A 17074-nucleotide genomic window follows, 5' to 3' on the forward strand; every position below is an offset into this window, starting at 1 on the left:
CCTCTGGCTAACACTTCCCCTTGCCGGGTGTGTAGAGGACTTTCACCTCCAAGTCACCCACTCGGCCACCACAGCCAAGCGGGTTGCGCTGACGCGCAACGCGCCATGCCTGGCGCACAACAAAAAAGCCCACAACACGTGTTGTGGGCTTCTCTTTAGCGGAGGCTGTTAGCTAACCACTTCGGCCTCGTCGCCGTCTTCATCCTTGCGGTGTGCCCAGTGATACAGGGCAGGCAGTACCAGCAAGGTCAGTGCGGTGGAGGACAGGATCCCGCCAATCACCACCGTCGCCAATGGCCGCTGAACTTCGGCACCGGTGCCGGTGGCCAAAGCCATCGGGATGAAGCCCAGGGACGCTACCAAGGCTGTCATCAGAACAGGTCGCAGACGGGTCAATGCACCTTCATCGACTGCCTGTCTGAGCGTTCGTCCCTCCTCCCTTAGCCCGCGGATGAAGGCAATCATCACCAGGCCGTTCAGTACTGCAACGCCGGACAGTGCAATGAAGCCGACACCTGCCGAGATCGACAGTGGGATGTCCCGCAGCCACAACGCCACAACACCACCGGTGAGTGCGAATGGAATACCGGTGAAGACCAGCATGCCGTCCTTCAGGTTGTTGAACATCAGGAACAACAAGGTCATGACCAGCAGCAAGGCGACTGGAACAACGATCTGCAGGCGTTTGGCAGCCGACTGCAGCTGCTCGAACTGGCCCCCCCAAGTCGTCCAGTAGCCCGCAGGGATTTGCACCTTCTTGTCCAGCGATGCGGTCGCCTCCTCAACGAAGGACCCCAGATCGCGGCCTCGAACGTTGGCGCTGACGATAACCAGACGTTTGCCGTTCTCGCGGCTGATTTGGTTCGGGCCCAGTTGCAGGTCCAGATTGGCGACCTGGGACAGCGGGATGAAGCCGATCTGATTGGCACCCTGTGCCGCATTGGCAGGTACCGGGATCAGCAAGCTGGACATACCCGCTACGTCGGTGCGAACGGTCTCTGGTAGGCGTACTACCATGTCGAACCGACGGTCGCCCTCATACAGCGTGCCGGCCTGACGGCCACCCACGGCGATAGCGATCGAGTTCTGAACATCCGCGATGTTCAGGCCGTAGCGTGCTGCTTTTTCGCGGTCAATGTTGATGGTCAGCACCGGCAGGCCGGATGTCTGCTCAACTTTCACTTCCGATGAGCCCGGGACCGCTTTGAGCGCTGCCGCGATCTTGTTGGCGGTGTTGTTGAGCACGTCCATGTCATCGCCGAAGACTTTCACAGCGACGTCACTACGCACGCCCGAAATCAGCTCGTTGAAACGCAGTTGGATTGGCTGCGACAACTCGTAGTTGCTTCCTGGAACACCCGCTGCGGCCTTCTGCACTTCAGCAATCAGCTCATCACGAGGCTTCTTCGGGTTAGGCCACTGATCCTGAGGCTTGAGCATGATGTAGGCGTCAGAGGCGTTCGGCGGCATCGGGTCAGATGCAATTTCTGCGGTACCCGAGCGTGCGAACATCCGCTCAACTTCAGGCACCTGCGCAATCACCGCTTTCTCCAGACGCTGCTGCATCTCGACAGATTGAGTGAGGCTCGTTCCAGGCACACGCATGGCCTGCATCGCAAAGTCACCCTCACTGAGGCTTGGGATGAACTCGCTACCCATACGACTTGCCAGCAAACCACTGAGCACGACCAAGGCTACTGCGGCCGAGAAAGCGATGTTCCGATGTCCCAGCACCCATTGCAGAACCGGTTCATAGCGCAGTCGAGCTGTGCGCATGACCACGCCTTCCTCTTCCTTCACCTTGCCAGTGACGAACATGGCAATAGCTGCAGGAACAAAGGTAACGGACAGGACCATTGCACCCAGCAGCGCCATCACAACGGTGAAGGCCATCGGGTGGAACATTTTGCCTTCGACGCCGGTGAGGGCGAAGATCGGCAGGTACACCACCATGATGATCAGCTGACCGAAGATCAGCGGCCGGCGAGCTTCTCGCGCCGCGGCAAAGACCTCGTGGAAGCGTTCGGTTTTGGTGAGCATGCGGCCATGCTTATGTTGCGCATGAGCCAGTCGACGGATCGCGTTTTCTACAATAACCACGGCACCGTCGACGATGATGCCGAAGTCGAGTGCCCCCAAACTCATTAAGTTGGCACTGACCTTGTTGTTGAACATGCCTGTGAAGGTGAACAGCATGGACAGCGGAATCACCATCGCGGTGATCAGAGCCGCACGGATGTTGCCGAGGAACAGGAACAGAATGGCGATAACCAGGATCGCGCCTTCCACCAGGTTCTTCTTCACCGTCGCGATGGCTTTTTCAACCAGGTTGGTACGGTCGTAAACAGTCACAGCCACCACGCCCTTTGGCAGGGTGCGGTTGATGTCCGCCAATTTGGCGGCGACAGCTTGAGATACGGTGCGGCTGTTTTCACCAATCAGCATGAACACGGTACCGAGCACGACTTCGCGGCCGTTCTCAGTAGCAGCACCTGTACGGAGCTCTTTACCGATGCTGACGTCAGCAACGCTGCTGATGCGAATCGGTGCACCATCCACACTGGTGATCACGATGTTGGCGATGTCTTCGATATTGCCTACCTGACCCGGTGCACGGATGAGCAACTGTTCACCATTACGCTCGATGTAGCCGGCACCGACGTTGGCGTTGTTACTTTCCAACGCTGCGACCAGGTCATTGAGTGTCAGCTTGTAGGTAGCCAGGCGCTTTGGATCCGGCGCAACCAGGAACTGCTTGGCATAACCGCCGATGGTATTGATCTCGGCCACACCCGGGACGTTACGCAGCTGAGGCTTGATGATCCAGTCCTGGATCACGCGCAGGTCGGTCGGGGTGTACGGCGTACCGTCCTCTTTGACCGCGCCATCTTCGGCTTCAACAGTCCACAGGAAGATCTCGCCGAGGCCGGTAGATACCGGACCCATGACGGCCTCTACACCTTCTGGCAGCTGTTCCTTCGCAACCTGCAGCCGCTCGTTGATCAACTGGCGGGCAAAGAAGATGTCAGTGCCATCCTTGAAGATCACGGTGACCTGAGACAGGCCAGAGCGAGACAGGGAACGGGTCTGCTGAAGGCCCGGGAGACCGGCCATGGCCGTTTCAACTGGAAACGTGATCCGTTGTTCGGTTTCCAAGGGCGAGTAACCAGGCGCTGCAGTGTTGATCTGCACCTGGACGTTGGTGATATCGGGTACCGCATCGATGGGCAGCTTTTGATAGCTGTAGATACCGATACCCGCCATGATCAGAACGGCGATCATTACTACGATGCGCTGCTCGATGGCGAATCTGATGATACGTTCAAACATGAGAAATCATCCTGTCAGTTCGCATCAGTGACCGTGTTCGGCAGAAGCTTTGCCGAGCTCGGACTTGAGTGTGAAGCTGCCACTGGTTGCTACCTGGGCGCCGGCTTCAATACCGTCGATGATTTCCACGTACCCATTGTCGCGGCGACCCAGTTTTACCGGGCGGGTGTCAAAGCCATCTGGGGTGCGTACGAATACCGAAGGTTTGTCTTCAACGGTCTGCACAGCGTGCTCAGGGACCGCTACGGCAACTCGATCGGTCTGGGAGGTGACCGCAATGTTTACGAACAGGCCTGGACGCCAGGCGCCGTTGGGGTTGGTCAAGGTGACGCGGACAGTAGCTGCACGGTTTTGCTCGCCCAGCAGGCTGCCGACATAACCCACCTTCCCTTCGACCTCGACGTTCATGTCAGGCGAAGAGACTTTCACTGCACGGCCAGTCGTGACCTTGCCCAGATCTGTCGGCGGAACTGCGAAGGTCGCCCAGACCTGATTCAGGTCGGAAAGGATGAAGGCGTTGGTCGCCTCGCTGACGACTTCGCCGACGGTCAGGTGTTTCTCCACTACCACGGCGTCGAAGGGAGCGCGGAGCTCGTAACGATTACCGCCAACGGAGTTAACCGAGGCACCGATTGCGCCGACCTTCTGCTTGGCGTTGGCCAAGGAGATCTCCGCTTCTTGCAGCGCTTGGCGTGCTTGGAGGTAGTCTTGCTCTGCAGAGATCTTGTCCTGCCACAGTTGCTTCTCACGTTCGAAGGTCACACGCGCCAGTTCGACGCGACGCTGTGCGGCCTGTTGTTCGCTGCGCAGGTCAGAGATCTGCTGGCTGGCGATTACCGCGAGGACTTGCCCTTTCTTGACCGTCTCGCCCAGGTTGGCCTGGACAGCCTCAACAACGCCAGGAACACGAGGAACCACGTGGGCAGTACGATCTTCGTCGAAGCGAATTTCGCCAGGGAAGCTCACGACGGTACCGAGGTCACGAGGCGCTGCAGCTTCCAGGGCAACACCAGCGGCCTTGATCTGTTCAGCGCTGAGCGTCAGCTTGCCCTCTTCTTCACCGCCCTCTTCGCTGTGGCCTTCTTCACCATGGCCCTCATCACCTTCCTCTTTGGCGGCAGATGCGGCTTTCTTTTCGTCGCCATGGCCATCGTTAGCGCCATGCTCGGCAGTACTGGCGGCCTGCTGTCCGGAACTGTTGTTCCAGGCAAGGCTGCCAAATCCGAGGGCTGCCACAGCGGCTACCGCGAGGGCGATCTTGCGTTTGTTATCCATTGCTACTCCTGCTGATCGTAGGCACCGGCTTGTTCAAGGCTGTGTGCCGAAGAAAATGTTTGGCCCGTTCAGCGAGTGCCGGCGGTTGAGCCGACTTCGCCATAAACCCTTTCCACCTGCGCACGCGCATTGGTCGCCGCTGCCAACGATTCGAGGTATTGGCCACGAGCGACGATCAAGGTGCGCTGGGCATCCAGCACTTCGATGAAACCGAATTTGCCCATCTCGAAGCCGCGGGTTGCGGTCTCTACGGCTTGTTGGGCTGAAGGCAGAATGGTCTTGTCGTAGGACTCGACCTCCTGCATGGCGGTGGACCATTGGTTCAACGCGGTTTGGGTTTCGGTGCGCAGGCGCAGCTCAACAGCATTGCGCTGGTCCCGGGCCTGATCTGCACGACGAGAAGCGGAAAGAATGTTGCCCTGGTTACGATCGAACAGCGGCAAAGGCATAGACAGGCCCACAGTGTTGACCCGCTCGCGCACAGAGCGGTCGTACTGGCTACCTACACTGACAGTAAGGTTCGGGATACGCTGAGCTTTCTCTGAGCCGAGCGAGGCATCGCTCTTGTCTATCTGCACCACGGCCTGACGCATTTCTGCTGTTTGGTCGAGCTTAGCCAGCAGATCTTCAGTGCGAGGTGGCAAGCCCGGGGAGAGGGTTGGCGATTCGAGTCGATCAAACACGGTGACTGAGCTCCCGGTAATTTGAGCGAGCTGTTGGTAAGCGGTCGCTTTTTCCGTTTCTGCACGTCGAACTTGCAGCTGGGCTTCGGCCAGTTGCACTTGAGCGCGGGTCGCCTCCACTGGGGACGACTTACCTGCGCGAACACGGCCATCGACGATGCGAAGACCGCGCTCAGTCAGTTCGAGAGATTGCTTGGCCAGGTCGAGACCTGTCTGGGCCCGCAACGCGGCGTAAAAGGCTTGGACGACATCTGCACGCAGGCCGTTAACGCGACGGTCTAACTCAAGCTGTGCGGCGGTCTGCCCGTATGTGGCGACGTCAACACGAGCCCCCCGCTTACCGCCCAGCTCAAGGGTCTGGCTGAGAGAGACAGTCGTCTGGCTGGTGTTACGACGGGTGTCTTCCACGTCATACGAGATTGTGGGGTTGGGGATAAGCCCGGCCTGCTTGCGAGCACCATCAGCGATCCCAATTTCTTGCCTGGCCGCGGCCAGGTCTGGGTTGGCATCCATGGCCGTCGAAAGCGCCTGGGGCAAGCTGATGCTTTGGGCAAGGGCTGCAGGCGCCATCAACCCAGAGATGACTGCACAGAGTGCAGCGATCTTCCAGGGCGAGACGGGGGTCTTGGGTAAGACATTGCGGTTATACCGGGGCACTTTGATGGTCCTCGTGCACAAACTTCGATAAAGCTTGGCGAGAACGCCGAAACAGCTGCCAAGCCCCACTTGATTAGGTGATGGCACTCTAATGAGCGGTAGCTATCAGAGGGGTGGCTAGAAAATTACAATTCCGTAAGAATGTCCTGTAATGCCCGAAAATACTGGGAAACCAAACCCGACACGATGATTTCGTTACAAGCAACGGAGATGGCAAACACGCGGTGCGAAGGCCCGAACAACAGGTAGATGACGAAATTGTAATTTTCCTATCACCCCCCCGTTATCTTCGGCCTGCAAATATGAGCTCGCGCTACGCTAGGCGCGCCGCCTGGTCAGAACAATTAACGACACCCGCGCCGGTAAACATAATAAAAACTGCCGTGAATCAAAGGAGCATCGGATGAAAATCAAAGTACCACTGTATTTGGCGGCAGTTTCTGCGCTGTCTGGAAGCTATGCTATTTCGGCACAGGCAGAAGACAAGCCAGAAGGCTTCATTGAAGGCAGCAGCCTTACAGTGCTGAACCGTAACTTCTACTTCAACCGTGATAACCGCGACAGCACTGCCCCCACTTATAACAGTGGCAAGGGCAACACCAACGGCTACTCCGAAGCCTGGGCGCACGCGATCATCAGCAAATTCAACTCTGGGTTTACCCAGGGAACCGTTGGCTTTGGCGTTGATGCCTTCGCCATGATCGGCCTCAAGCTCGACACCGGTGATGGGCGCAACGGCGGCCGTAGCTCCTTCGACGTGCTACCCGTTGATAACAAGGGCGAAGCTCGCGACGAATACACCAAGGTCGGCGGCGCAGCCAAAGTCCGCTTGTTCGATACCATCGTGAAAGTAGGTGATGTTTTCCCATCGACTCCGGTCGTTGCATCCGGCGACTCTCGCCTGCTGCCAGAAAGCTTCCGCGGCGTGACCGTTGAGAACACCAGCATCCAAGGCCTCACCCTGCAGGGTGGTCGTCTGCATGCGATGAGCCAGCCGGTCTCAAGCAACCTGAACGACAACTTCGTGACGTTCTACGGCGGCCCGGTCAACTCGCCATGGATCGGTTACGGTGGCGGTGACTACTCGATCAACGACAACTGGACTGTGAGCGTCTACGCCAGCCAGCTGAAAGACGTCTGGAATCAGTACTACGCCGGCACCAGCGTGGTTTACCCGCTGAGCGACGATCTGGCGCTGATCGGTGGCTTCAACTACTACAAAGCCGTAGATGAAGGTAAGAAGCGCCTGGGTGAATTCGACAACAACATCTGGAGTGCCAAGGTCGGCGTGCGTTACGGTGCCCATACCCTAGCCCTGTCGCACCAGCGCAACAACGGCGACGACGATTTTGACTACCTGCGTCAGTCGGACTCGATTTTCGTCGACAACTCCATCCAGTACAGCGACTTCAACTCGCCGAAAGAGCGTTCCTGGATGCTGCGCTATGACCTGAACTTCACCAGCTACGGCATTCCAGGCCTGACGTTCATGACCCGCTACGCCAGAGGCTCGGGCGCGGATTACTCGAACGCTAACCAGTTCTACATGCGCACTGATGACAACGGCAACCCGCTCGACAATCAGAAGCGTTGGGAGCGTGACGTCGAAGTCAAATACGTTGTCCAAACCGGTCCAGCAAAAGATCTGTCCTTCCGGTTGCGCCAGGCAACCACACGTGCCACTGCATTCGAATCGGATCTGGATGAAACCCGTGTGATCATTGAGTACCCGCTTTCGATTCTGTAATTCGCTAACTGGACCAGTTATTCATTAACTGGTCCTATTAGTAAAACGAGCATTACGAATTCACCTTGAGTGGCTTAAGTGCTCCTTTGGTAAAAGGTGGATATTTGGCGCCCATTGGGCGCCTTTTTTTGCCTAAAATTCAAGTAGGCGTTCGATTGTACGCATCGCATGCCGGTGAAGTTCATGACTACACCAATGACCAGTCTCTTCAATGTGAGCGACCTCGCCGTCATCTGAGCGGAACGAAGCCAGCACAAAGAAGAAAATAACCCAATACTTCATAAGGTCAAATCACCTGCTGGAGAGAGGGCCCGCAACTGTCAAACCCAAACCGCGACAAGATATACCGCCAGACTATCAACTGTATTACCTAGAAATTACAAATCCGTCATTTGAGCCCCGGCACGCTCATTTTGATTTACCATCCCTTTCAATAATGCCGGCGCGCGTGCGCGGTTAATTGCTCAGTGATATCGAGACAAAATCCCATGCGAATTCTGGTAATTGAGGATGAAGTAAAAACTGCGGAGTATGTGCGTCAAGGTCTGACGGAATGTGGCTATGTCGTAGATTGCGTCCACACCGGGTCAGATGGATTATTCTTGGCTAAGCAGCACGAATATGAGCTGATTATCCTGGATATAAATCTGCCAGAGATGGACGGTTGGCAGGTCCTTGAGTTGTTGCGTCGTAAAAACTGCCCTTCCCGTATCATGATGCTGACGGCGAGAAGCCGGCTGGCGGATAAGGTCCGGGGGCTGGAGAACGGAGCAGATGACTACCTGATCAAGCCATTTGAGTTCCCTGAGCTGCTGGCCCGGGTTCGCGCCTTGATGCGCAGGTCAGATCACCCTGCATCCGTAGAGGTCATTCGCGTCGCTGACCTGGAGCTTGATCAGAGCCGGCACAGGGCATTCAGGGACGGTCAGCGCATTGACCTGACCACGAAAGAATTCGCGTTACTGCATTACCTGATGCGTAATACCGGTGTGGTGCTGAGCCGCACCCAAATTATTTCGCAGGTTTGGGATATGAATTTTGACTGCGACACAAACGTTGTAGAGGTGTCGATTCGAAGACTCAGAGCCAAGATAGATGACCCTTTCGAGACCAAACTGATACATACGCTTCGGGGCGTAGGGTATGTGCTTGAAAAACGATAGTTGCCAAGCTCTCTAGTACCGAAAATCCGCTACATGCTCCCGTCGCTTGCGAACTTGAGGTTTCTGTTTACGATCCGCGGCGCTGATTCCTCACTCAACAAATGAGGTAGGCTGTACATGAGGTATAGCATTGATTATCAGCAGGTTTCGCAAGGACAATCCGATGCCAGCATTGATGCCTGTCCAGCTGACATTGTCTTCAACAGCGACCATGGCCTAGCTCTTATCCCGTGCGTTGGCGATGTTATCAACCTCCCCTCTACGGCGGTCAAAGAAGGGGTTTGCGGCATCGTTAGATCAAGGATTTTCAATTATCTCAGAGGTCCTGAAGAGCTGTACTGTCACGTCAATATTCTCGTTGAGGAGGCGGACATCAATTTCGAAAGTCTCATCTCGGAATACATGCGCAATCAGTCACGTGCTCGCTCGCCTTCTTCATAAAGTCGAAGGCGGGCCAGTCCATTAATGGTTGTGTATGGGTGAGGGTTCAGCAGAGCGAGCGCCTACTGAGCACCAGAGATGAATAGTCACAGCCTAGTGGTTTAACGCGGTACTGCTGGTGTACGCAGGGCCGGACTCATTGTTTTTTGAATGGCGCATTGCAGCACATAGAAATATAAAACCCCGGAAGCAAATACGATTGCGGACAGATAAGCAAACTCAGAGTCTAAAACCCCGGAAACCATATACAATTTAATCGTGATAGAACCCATAATAATTCCGGTACAGTACATGACGCCTGTGAACTGATTGCCCAAAAAACTCAGTATGCCGCTGAAGGCATTGTTCGCACTCAACAGCATTGCTTTCAGTATCGTCCAGCCGAGAACTGGCAGAAAAGCCTTGATCATGAAGGCGAATAACATCGACGATGCAAACAGTTTTATCGGGGTTTCTGCCCACGGCTTGATGGTGCCGTCTACTTCAACGCCGGTATACAAGATGATATTCAGAATAATCGCCATAAGGGTGCATATGCCGAGGCGTATCATTTCCCGCTTAAGCGGGGCCATCATTATCACTGCGTGAATCTTGTTTCCAAAGTATCGTTTTAGTCCTTGGATCGACATTTTTCTTCCTATGCTCTCGGGTATGACGCTGTTGTAGCGTTGTATGACGGTCATGCTTTTACCCGAAGAGAGGTGACGCTTCAACGGTCCTGAATTGCGCAGGGGATCTCATGTCCTTCCCCTGGCTGGGTAGCTTGCTGAGAAATTCTCATCTACCTGCGTGGCAACGATGCGGCCACCCCGCCGCCGTCAGAGCTCTGGAGGACTGGCTGCTGTCAGCAACTCATCGAGTGACGGAACCTTAGCGTTTGCACTGAGGACGAGTGTTCTGGATCGGAGTATGGATACATCAAAGAAAGATTCGCACTCGACTCTTCCGTTTACTTCTCTCCAGTGGGTGACTTCTGGTATCAACTCATTAGGCACCGGGTATAGTGCCATAGGGTTATGGAATACCTCCACTTCAGCAGACCACGGCTCGTAGCCATATTGCGGCCAGAGCTGACCGTAGTCGCTGGACGCTACATCCAACAGAAATGGGATACCTCGTGATGCTCCCGGAGAACGGTCGAAAAACTCACCAAACCGCAAGTATCGGTACCCGTCTAGATGAGCTCCACCTGAGATCGGCACTCGGCTGAGCTTTGGCACTGTGCAGGCATTGGTGAAAATGACCGCTGAAAGATGGGCATTTTCCATTAGCGTAAATAGGCCGTTGGGGCGCCCTGATAGCAGAGATGTCTCTTCCTCCACAGTTATCAGGTGCGTACCACGATGCGCAGATGAGTGAACTGCAAAGCCATAGAGATAGCTGATGAGCGACTCCCTGCTCCACAGCATTGAACTGGGCGCATGGAAATCGGCTAAGGCCAGAATGAGCGGCTTACCCTCCACGTGCGGTAGGGATTCGTAACGCTTGTCCAATTTGTTTTGGATGGTCCTCGCAAACCTTTCTGCAGCCGCTCCTAAGAAACGCTCATGTCGGTCAGCGGGTGGGGGGACCGGCGAGGCGCCAAAATGCTCATACCGCTCTTCCGGGTTGGCTGTCACTGCTTCAACCCAGGCCTCATCTCCCAGCCTATTCTCGATGTGAAAATCGGGTGATTCTTTAGGCTGGGTGACCAAGAGTCCCTGTTCACGAAAAATCGCTAATAGGTGGGCTTCCCAGAGGCGGGTGTGAAAATTCTCAGTCTGGCAATCGGGAACCCAATTTCTGTCTGGGGATGGCAGTGCGAGATACAGTTGATTCAGCGCCCACGCCCCAATACGGCGGCTTGGATCAAATAGTGATTTGAACACCACGCTTGGTGTGCGCTTACCCATTCTGCTTAGAGGAGCACGTCGTCGTTCACCTGAAGGGAGTGGAAGCGGATGGGCTTGGGTATAGAGAAAATGGCTGATTGAGGCGCGGGCTTCAGACTCGCCAGTGGTGCGCTCACTATGGCTGAGGAGCACCCACACGCTATCGACACGACGCCGCAAGGTGACAATTCCGAAGCTGCCGGCATGGATATTTCGGGTTAGAGCGGCACAAGAAATTCCGTCCTCACTAAGCCATGCCCCTACTGGCGGGCTGTCCCCAAACCCCAACCCTCGTGGAAGCGACAAAGCGATTAGATCGAACATCGGCGCAGCAATTTCTTTCATTCGCTGATCTCGGCAGCCGTCAAAATGCATTCCATCAATGCCTCGGAGCGTGCCCGCCGGCGATGGCATCGGTGGAGGTACCTATTGAAGAAGGGGGCCTTGTTCCACCAGGACATCTCGGTTGGTGAAGATGGTCTCAATGGTTGCAGCCTCGGCAGCCACATGAGTCTTTCGCGTGATCTCTTCAAGGGCCAGTTCGAGCCGGTAGTCTTGGAAATACTCGTACAGCTTTTCAGAGCTCTCGGATATCTCCTCCCCACCATTCTTCGCGAACAAGATGTGGATGATCGCTGCGAGTGGGAGAGAGATGTCGAGATCCTTCTCTTCTGCATCTGAATCCGAGTTCAAACCGTCGAAATACCTCTCCAGATGACTCTGGAGCTCCTCAAGCCAGAACTGAGATAGGTTGCTTGGAAGGGAGCTTTCAGGCCCGGTCAGAAGGACTTCATCTCTGAATAGAGCCAGCAGATTGGGGTTTGCCATGGAGGACCTCACGATTAGATTTGAGAGCAACTGGTCAGCATAGTCCACCTCAAGATGACCACCTCCTTGACGCCCATCCTGGTGCTCCTGAGCATCAGACGAGTGAATCGCCCCGAAACCTGTAGATACAAAATGACCGCTTCTCGCCGTTAGCTGCCTTTCTTGAAGGACAGCTTTGGGTCGATAGCGGCCTTCGTGGAGGTTGGTGTCTACGGGGTCGGTTTAGTCAATCTGAATCTCCGGTTTCACCTCCGTGAGGCCGGCCATCGTCATGCATCAGATCTTGATTGACACGCGTGCCGCTTTGGATAGCCTTGCAATTGAGGGCTGCAACTGCGCATTTGTCGGGCCTGGGTACCAGCATGAGCCCCCCGCAATTTTGGCAGCAGAGGAAGCTGGTTCCTCTGAAGTAGTGACGGCGGGCATTGCCAGTCGGATTCTGAACCCAAGGTCGCCAGACTAGGAGCTAAAGGATCGCTGCGACTACTCCTCATCCCTTACCGAAAAGTCACGCGTCGGTCGTAAACGGCCCTTTCCAGGCCAATCAACTTTTGTGATTGGTGAGTAGGGATTTCTCGGCTTTTCTGTGAAAAGCACCCCTTCATTTCACAAAAAAAATGGCGAAGATTCCAATTTCACGGGGTCTGGCCTATCACCTATTTTGTGAACCTACATCAGGTTGTTCTCAACAAAAAGCCCGCGTAAGCGGGCTTTTTGCTTTGGGCGTGTTCAATCAAGCTTCCTGAGTTTCAGGTGAACCGCCCTCAGCTGATCTTTTTCATGCGCGAGTGTGAGTGAAGCATCTGCACGCATCACAAGCTGGTCGCCATGCCTGATGCAACTCTGCCCGAAAAGCGCGGGGTTTATCTGAGCCAGGCTGACCAGGGCCTTGAGCAATCGAAGGTCGACTTCTAACAGAGCGGCGCCGTCTCTGCTGATAGGGGCAAAGAAATCGTCGAACAGATCATCCACCGTCAATGCTCGCAGGTGAACCCACTCGCAGCTTGTTCCCTGCTCCGGCTCGTAAACGTGGGCCTTCCCCCAGTGCGTCAATGTCCTCAGGCCCCGGCCAATCACATCGATAGCGGTGCCCGGATCATTGACCGCCGGCGACAGCGCGCGGGACGCGATCTCCGATAGCACGCATAGCCCAAACCTCGGGTCATGCTCAAAGGTCCTTCGGGTGCCTATGGTCAGCGTCGCCAGCAGGTCGTTGAGGCTTTGCTCATCAGGGTGTTCGCCACTCAATGGTACAACGCGAGCCACCGGCATACCGACGTGCACAAAACTCCCTGGGAGGACTTCCATATAAATCCGCACCTGGAGCGCTTTGGAAATGGCACCCAAGGCTTGCACATCGATATGTTGGATGTAGCCCGTCTGGTTGCTGCCAACTGTTTGCGCGGACAGCGGAAGTACAAGATCCATCGGGTACGCTGAGCCACCCAGATAGGGCCAGCGTGCGCGATGTGCTATGGCATCCATCGCTGCTTTTTCCACACGGTCAATGGTTTCTCCGACCCGTCCCAGTTTGGAAAGGTGATCGATCCAGCGCAGCAGTGTGTAAATGATCAGCGTCACGACAGCTAGCGTCACCGCAAAAAGCACGACACGACCCTGGCTGCCATAGAGGCCGGTACTCAGTGCGATGATGCCAACCAGGCTGAAGAGAAACGATCCGATGAATGTGGCCAGGGCGTTCTGGGTAGTGGTGTCCTCCATGACAAGGGTCGTGGCCCGGGGTGTCACTCCGCTACTGGCGGCCCCGTAAGCGGTGACCATCGTGCTCAATGAGAAGGTGGTGACAGCCAGCATGCTGGAGGCAATGATCCCGAGAATCTTGTCCACAGCATCTGCGCCGATGCGTGTTGGCAAGGTGTGCGGGATGAAATCTCTGAACACGATGGCAAGCAACGCAGTCGCTACACCCAGAAGGGAGAACAGCGTGGCTCTGAACCAGAGTCGCTTGGTAAGTTGTCCCGCTACCCAACGCCAACGCGCAATCATGTGCAGTACCTTCAAAAGACTGGTCGAATAGTTATCAGACTAGAGGTTTCAATCCAGAATCCGGCAAAAAAACCGCGCAAGCGGGTTTTTATGGTGGGCTGTTGGTTTCTACGCCTTAGTATCCGCTGAGGATGCTAACGATCACCCCGGAAGCAATGGCCACCAATACGTAGTCGCCGTTGACGTACAGCCAACGGTGATCGCGTGGCGGTGGGGATAGATGCCGGGCTCGCCAGTCGGTCACCCAGTAGCGGTCGTTGCGATAGTGCGGGTCTACCACATGGCCACGTTTCCATTGCTGGTGAGGTATCGGCATCCCCGGTTGTGGATGGAAGTCTGGATTACGGTAGGAGTGAGCCTGGCCGTTGCCGGGTTTGCCATGTTGTTGCGGGTGGCCCTGAGGCGAGCGGTCGCCATCGTGCCCCTGAGGCGGGCCGGGTTGGGCGAAGCTGGCCAGTGGTGCGCTGAACATCAAGGCAGCGCAGAGCACGGATAGGGTTTTTTTCATCGTATCTCGATCCTTTGCATGTAGACGTCCGGCGTGCTTCAACGAGACGCCGATTACGGTTAATGCTTCAGACCGTCGTTCGAGATGAGTAATCCCTGGCCAGAGGTAAAGGTCCGGTAAAGTATCGCTGGGCCCTAAGCCGGGTTCAGCCCCAGCGCTTTCAAGCGCCGATACAGCGTACGTTCACTCATGCCCAGGTGGCGCGCCAGTTCGCTGCGGGGGCCCGGAAACTGTTCCAGCGCCTGCGCCAGATCACCCAGGTCGCTGCGAGCGCGCCTCTTTTTCTCACCGGATGCGATTGGCGGGCCGACATCTTCCGGCAGATGTTCAGGCCGTATCAGCCCGTCATCGGCAAACAGGCGCGCCCTTTCCAGGATATTGCGCAGCTCGCGGATATTGCCTGGGAACCTATGCAGGGCCAATTGCTGAAGCGCAGCGTCACTAAGACGGGTGGCAGGTTGGCCTGCCATGCGTTGCAGCAGGCTCTGCGCAAGCAGGGGCAGATCCTCTACGCGTTCGCGCAAGGCGGGCAGGCGGATCGGAAAGCCACTGATGCGGTAATACAGGTCTTCGCGGAACGTACCCTCTGCAACCATCTGCTTGAGCGGTTTGTGTGTTGCAGACACCAGGCGGAAATCCGCGTGCACGGTACGCAGGCTACCGACGGGGCGGAAACTGCCGGATTCGATCAGGCGCAGCAATTTGACCTGCATCGCCAGTGGCACCTCGCCAATCTCATCGAGGAACAGCGTGCCGCCATGGGCCGCTTCAGCCAGGCCGATCTTGCGCTGGTTGGCACCGGTAAAGGCTCCCTTCTCATAGCCGAACAGTTCGCTTTCAAACAGTGACTCGGTCAAACCGGTGCAGTCGACCACCACCAACGGGCCATTGGCCCGTGGGCTGCCCATATGGATCGCCCGGGCGAAAAGCTCTTTGCCTGTTCCGGATTCACCCTGCAGCAACACCGGGATCTGCGCGGGTGCCGCACGTTGCAGGCTGGCCAGCGCCGTTTTGAACGCTGGCGCCCGCCCGACCAAGCCCTGTTGTTGAGGTTGCGCCGAGGCCAGCGTGACCGTGGTCAGCCGTTCCACGAAGGCGACCACCCTGCCCTGCTCATCGAGGATCGGCCGCAGTTCCACATCCACATGCTCAGGCCCGCGCGGGGTGTGATGAATGTGCAGTACCCGTTCCGGCAGCTTGCTGTCCCAGGCCTTGCGCATGGGGCAATGCTCACCGGCCTGGTCGCAAGGCACGGCATAGTGATGGGAAACCCGGTGGCACTTCTCACCCAGTGGCGCACGGTCGTCACGGCCGAACTGGCGGCGATAGGCGGCATTGGCTGCGAGGATGTTGTAGTCGGTGTCCAGCACGATGGTAGGCAACGCATCGTGTTCGAGGTAGGAAACCAGAGCTAGGATGAGGGGATGGGATTCAGGCATGACGGCACCGATGGGCTAAGCCGTTGAGGGTAACAAGGACTGCCAAACACTGCCATTGGCTGACAGTCGACTGCCAGCGCAGCTGACAGACCGGCCTGCCTCGCGCCATCAGGGTTCGCTTTTACGGGCGTTGGCATGGCCTGAACCCCTGGCATGCATCTTGATAAACCACCCGTAACTGCCTACGCCTCTAAATGGCGGGGTGGATTATTTGGAGACCGTGATGATCATCGGCAATAACCTTCAGGTGGACGCTTTTTTCGACGACGCCACCTCGACCATCAGCTACCTGGTGCTGGACCGTGAGACCAACCAGTGTGCGGTGATTGACAGCGTACTGGACTATGACCCCAAGTCAGGCCGTACCTGCACCGCCTCTGCTGACCGCCTGATTGATCGGGTTCACAGCCTTGGTGCCAAGGTGCAGTGGATTCTGGAAACCCATGTACACGCCGACCACCTTTCAGCCGCGGCGTATCTCAAGGAAAAACTCGGCGGCCACACTGCCATTGGCGCGCAGATCACCAAGGTACAGAAAGTCTTCGGTGACTTGTTCAACGCCGAGCCCGGCTTTGCCCGTGATGGCAGCCAGTTCGATGTGTTGCTCATGGACGAGGAAGGCTTTCGCATAGGCAACCTGCACGCCCGCTCGCTGCATACGCCTGGGCATACCCCCGCTTGCATGAGTTACCTGGTAGAGGATGCCGGCGAAAAAGCGCTGTTCGTGGGCGACACCCTGTTCATGCCTGACTACGGTACCGCGCGCTGTGATTTCCCTGGCGCTGACGCTCGCACCCTGTACCAATCCATCCGCCGCCTGTTGGCTTTCCCTGACCAGACCCTGCTGTTCATGTGCCATGACTACCTGCCGGGCGGGCGCGACATGCGCTATGTCACCACCGTGGCTGAGCAGCGCGCCAGCAACATTCATGTCCACCAGGGCATTGATGAGGACAGCTTTGTCGCCATGCGTGAGGCGCGTGACAAGACCCTCGAAATGCCCGTGCTGATCCTGCCGTCGGTGCAGGTCAACATGCGCAGTGGCCATTTCCCACAACCGGAATCCAACGGCGTGAGCTACCTGAAGATCCCGTTGAACAAGCTCTGACAGCCTCACCCATCATT

Annotated in this window: 13 protein-coding genes; 4 read left to right on the top strand and 9 right to left on the bottom strand. The window is 56.4% G+C overall.

Translation table 11 applies throughout. From position 1 onward, the window contains the following. Positions 1-168: 168 nt before the first annotated feature. The 3 genes from JNA92_RS22040 to JNA92_RS22050 all read right to left on the bottom strand — a co-directional run bounded on the left by JNA92_RS22040 (position 169) and on the right by JNA92_RS22050 (position 5945). Positions 169-3330, bottom strand: coding sequence for a CusA/CzcA family heavy metal efflux RND transporter (locus JNA92_RS22040; protein WP_010951454.1), 3162 nt, complete (start codon positions 3328-3330; stop codon positions 169-171). Between the two features lie 24 nt (positions 3331-3354). Continuing rightward, complete coding sequence (locus tag JNA92_RS22045) at positions 3355-4605, bottom strand: efflux RND transporter periplasmic adaptor subunit (protein ID WP_010951455.1); 1251 nt, start codon at positions 4603-4605, stop codon at positions 3355-3357. Between the two features lie 68 nt (positions 4606-4673). Then, positions 4674-5945: a TolC family protein gene (locus JNA92_RS22050; RefSeq protein ID WP_010951456.1), complete on the bottom strand. Its 1272-nt coding sequence runs from the start codon at positions 5943-5945 to the stop codon at positions 4674-4676. Between the two features lie 403 nt (positions 5946-6348). Between JNA92_RS22050 and JNA92_RS22055 the strand changes: the two genes are divergently transcribed. The 3 genes from JNA92_RS22055 (at position 6349) to JNA92_RS22065 (ending at position 9296) form a co-directional block, all read left to right on the top strand. Next, positions 6349-7692: an OprD family porin gene (locus JNA92_RS22055; RefSeq protein WP_003253422.1), complete on the top strand. Its 1344-nt coding sequence runs from the start codon at positions 6349-6351 to the stop codon at positions 7690-7692. A gap of 488 nt (positions 7693-8180) precedes the next feature. After that, complete coding sequence (locus tag JNA92_RS22060; RefSeq protein WP_003253420.1) at positions 8181-8855, top strand: heavy metal response regulator transcription factor; 675 nt, start codon at positions 8181-8183, stop codon at positions 8853-8855. Positions 8856-8972: 117 nt separating this feature from the next. Further along, positions 8973-9296, top strand: a complete 324-nt coding sequence (locus JNA92_RS22065) for a hypothetical protein (RefSeq protein WP_010951457.1) — start codon at positions 8973-8975, stop codon at positions 9294-9296. 101 nt (positions 9297-9397) lie between these two features. On the opposite strand, the gene JNA92_RS22070 is transcribed toward JNA92_RS22065, so the two are convergent. From JNA92_RS22070 to JNA92_RS22095, 6 genes are all read right to left on the bottom strand, one after another. After that, positions 9398-9925: a hypothetical protein gene (locus tag JNA92_RS22070; protein WP_012269855.1), complete on the bottom strand. Its 528-nt coding sequence runs from the start codon at positions 9923-9925 to the stop codon at positions 9398-9400. Between the two features lie 189 nt (positions 9926-10114). Then, the gene (locus tag JNA92_RS22075; protein ID WP_230491487.1) at positions 10115-11512 is read right to left on the bottom strand and encodes a hypothetical protein; all 1398 of its coding nucleotides are present in this window, start codon (positions 11510-11512) and stop codon (positions 10115-10117) included. Between the two features lie 81 nt (positions 11513-11593). Next, positions 11594-11995, bottom strand: a complete 402-nt coding sequence (locus tag JNA92_RS22080) for a hypothetical protein (protein WP_012269857.1) — start codon at positions 11993-11995, stop codon at positions 11594-11596. Positions 11996-12724: 729 nt separating this feature from the next. Next, positions 12725-14002, bottom strand: a complete 1278-nt coding sequence (locus tag JNA92_RS22085) for a DUF2254 domain-containing protein (protein WP_241806651.1) — start codon at positions 14000-14002, stop codon at positions 12725-12727. Between the two features lie 115 nt (positions 14003-14117). Next, the gene (locus JNA92_RS22090; protein WP_241806652.1) at positions 14118-14510 is read right to left on the bottom strand and encodes an RcnB family protein; all 393 of its coding nucleotides are present in this window, start codon (positions 14508-14510) and stop codon (positions 14118-14120) included. 134 nt (positions 14511-14644) lie between these two features. After that, positions 14645-15949: a sigma-54 interaction domain-containing protein gene (locus tag JNA92_RS22095; RefSeq protein ID WP_241806653.1), complete on the bottom strand. Its 1305-nt coding sequence runs from the start codon at positions 15947-15949 to the stop codon at positions 14645-14647. Positions 15950-16172: 223 nt separating this feature from the next. On the opposite strand from JNA92_RS22095, the gene JNA92_RS22100 reads away from it, so the two are divergent. Continuing rightward, on the top strand, positions 16173-17057 hold the full coding sequence (locus JNA92_RS22100) for an MBL fold metallo-hydrolase (protein WP_241806654.1): 885 nt from the start codon (positions 16173-16175) through the stop codon (positions 17055-17057). Positions 17058-17074: the final 17 nt, after the last annotated feature.

Source organism: Pseudomonas putida, assembly GCF_022627325.1.
Taxonomy (GTDB): Bacteria; Pseudomonadota; Gammaproteobacteria; order Pseudomonadales; family Pseudomonadaceae; genus Aquipseudomonas; species Aquipseudomonas putida_X.

What these genes read in the sequence shown, in the direction of transcription:
- JNA92_RS22040 (WP_010951454.1), bottom strand. Translation starts at nt 3,330, where the DNA reads ATGTTTGAACGTATCATCAGATTCGCCATCGAGCAGCGCATCGTAGTA.
- JNA92_RS22045 (WP_010951455.1), bottom strand. Translation starts at nt 4,605, where the DNA reads ATGGATAACAAACGCAAGATCGCCCTCGCGGTAGCCGCTGTGGCAGCC.
- JNA92_RS22055 (WP_003253422.1), top strand. Translation starts at nt 6,349, where the DNA reads ATGAAAATCAAAGTACCACTGTATTTGGCGGCAGTTTCTGCGCTGTCT.
- JNA92_RS22060 (WP_003253420.1), top strand. Translation starts at nt 8,181, where the DNA reads ATGCGAATTCTGGTAATTGAGGATGAAGTAAAAACTGCGGAGTATGTG.
- JNA92_RS22065 (WP_010951457.1), top strand. Translation starts at nt 8,973, where the DNA reads ATGAGGTATAGCATTGATTATCAGCAGGTTTCGCAAGGACAATCCGAT.
- JNA92_RS22070 (WP_012269855.1), bottom strand. Translation starts at nt 9,925, where the DNA reads ATGTCGATCCAAGGACTAAAACGATACTTTGGAAACAAGATTCACGCA.
- JNA92_RS22075 (WP_230491487.1), bottom strand. Translation starts at nt 11,512, where the DNA reads ATGAAAGAAATTGCTGCGCCGATGTTCGATCTAATCGCTTTGTCGCTT.
- JNA92_RS22080 (WP_012269857.1), bottom strand. Translation starts at nt 11,995, where the DNA reads ATGGCAAACCCCAATCTGCTGGCTCTATTCAGAGATGAAGTCCTTCTG.
- JNA92_RS22085 (WP_241806651.1), bottom strand. Translation starts at nt 14,002, where the DNA reads ATGATTGCGCGTTGGCGTTGGGTAGCGGGACAACTTACCAAGCGACTC.
- JNA92_RS22090 (WP_241806652.1), bottom strand. Translation starts at nt 14,510, where the DNA reads ATGAAAAAAACCCTATCCGTGCTCTGCGCTGCCTTGATGTTCAGCGCA.
- JNA92_RS22095 (WP_241806653.1), bottom strand. Translation starts at nt 15,949, where the DNA reads ATGCCTGAATCCCATCCCCTCATCCTAGCTCTGGTTTCCTACCTCGAA.
- JNA92_RS22100 (WP_241806654.1), top strand. Translation starts at nt 16,173, where the DNA reads ATGATCATCGGCAATAACCTTCAGGTGGACGCTTTTTTCGACGACGCC.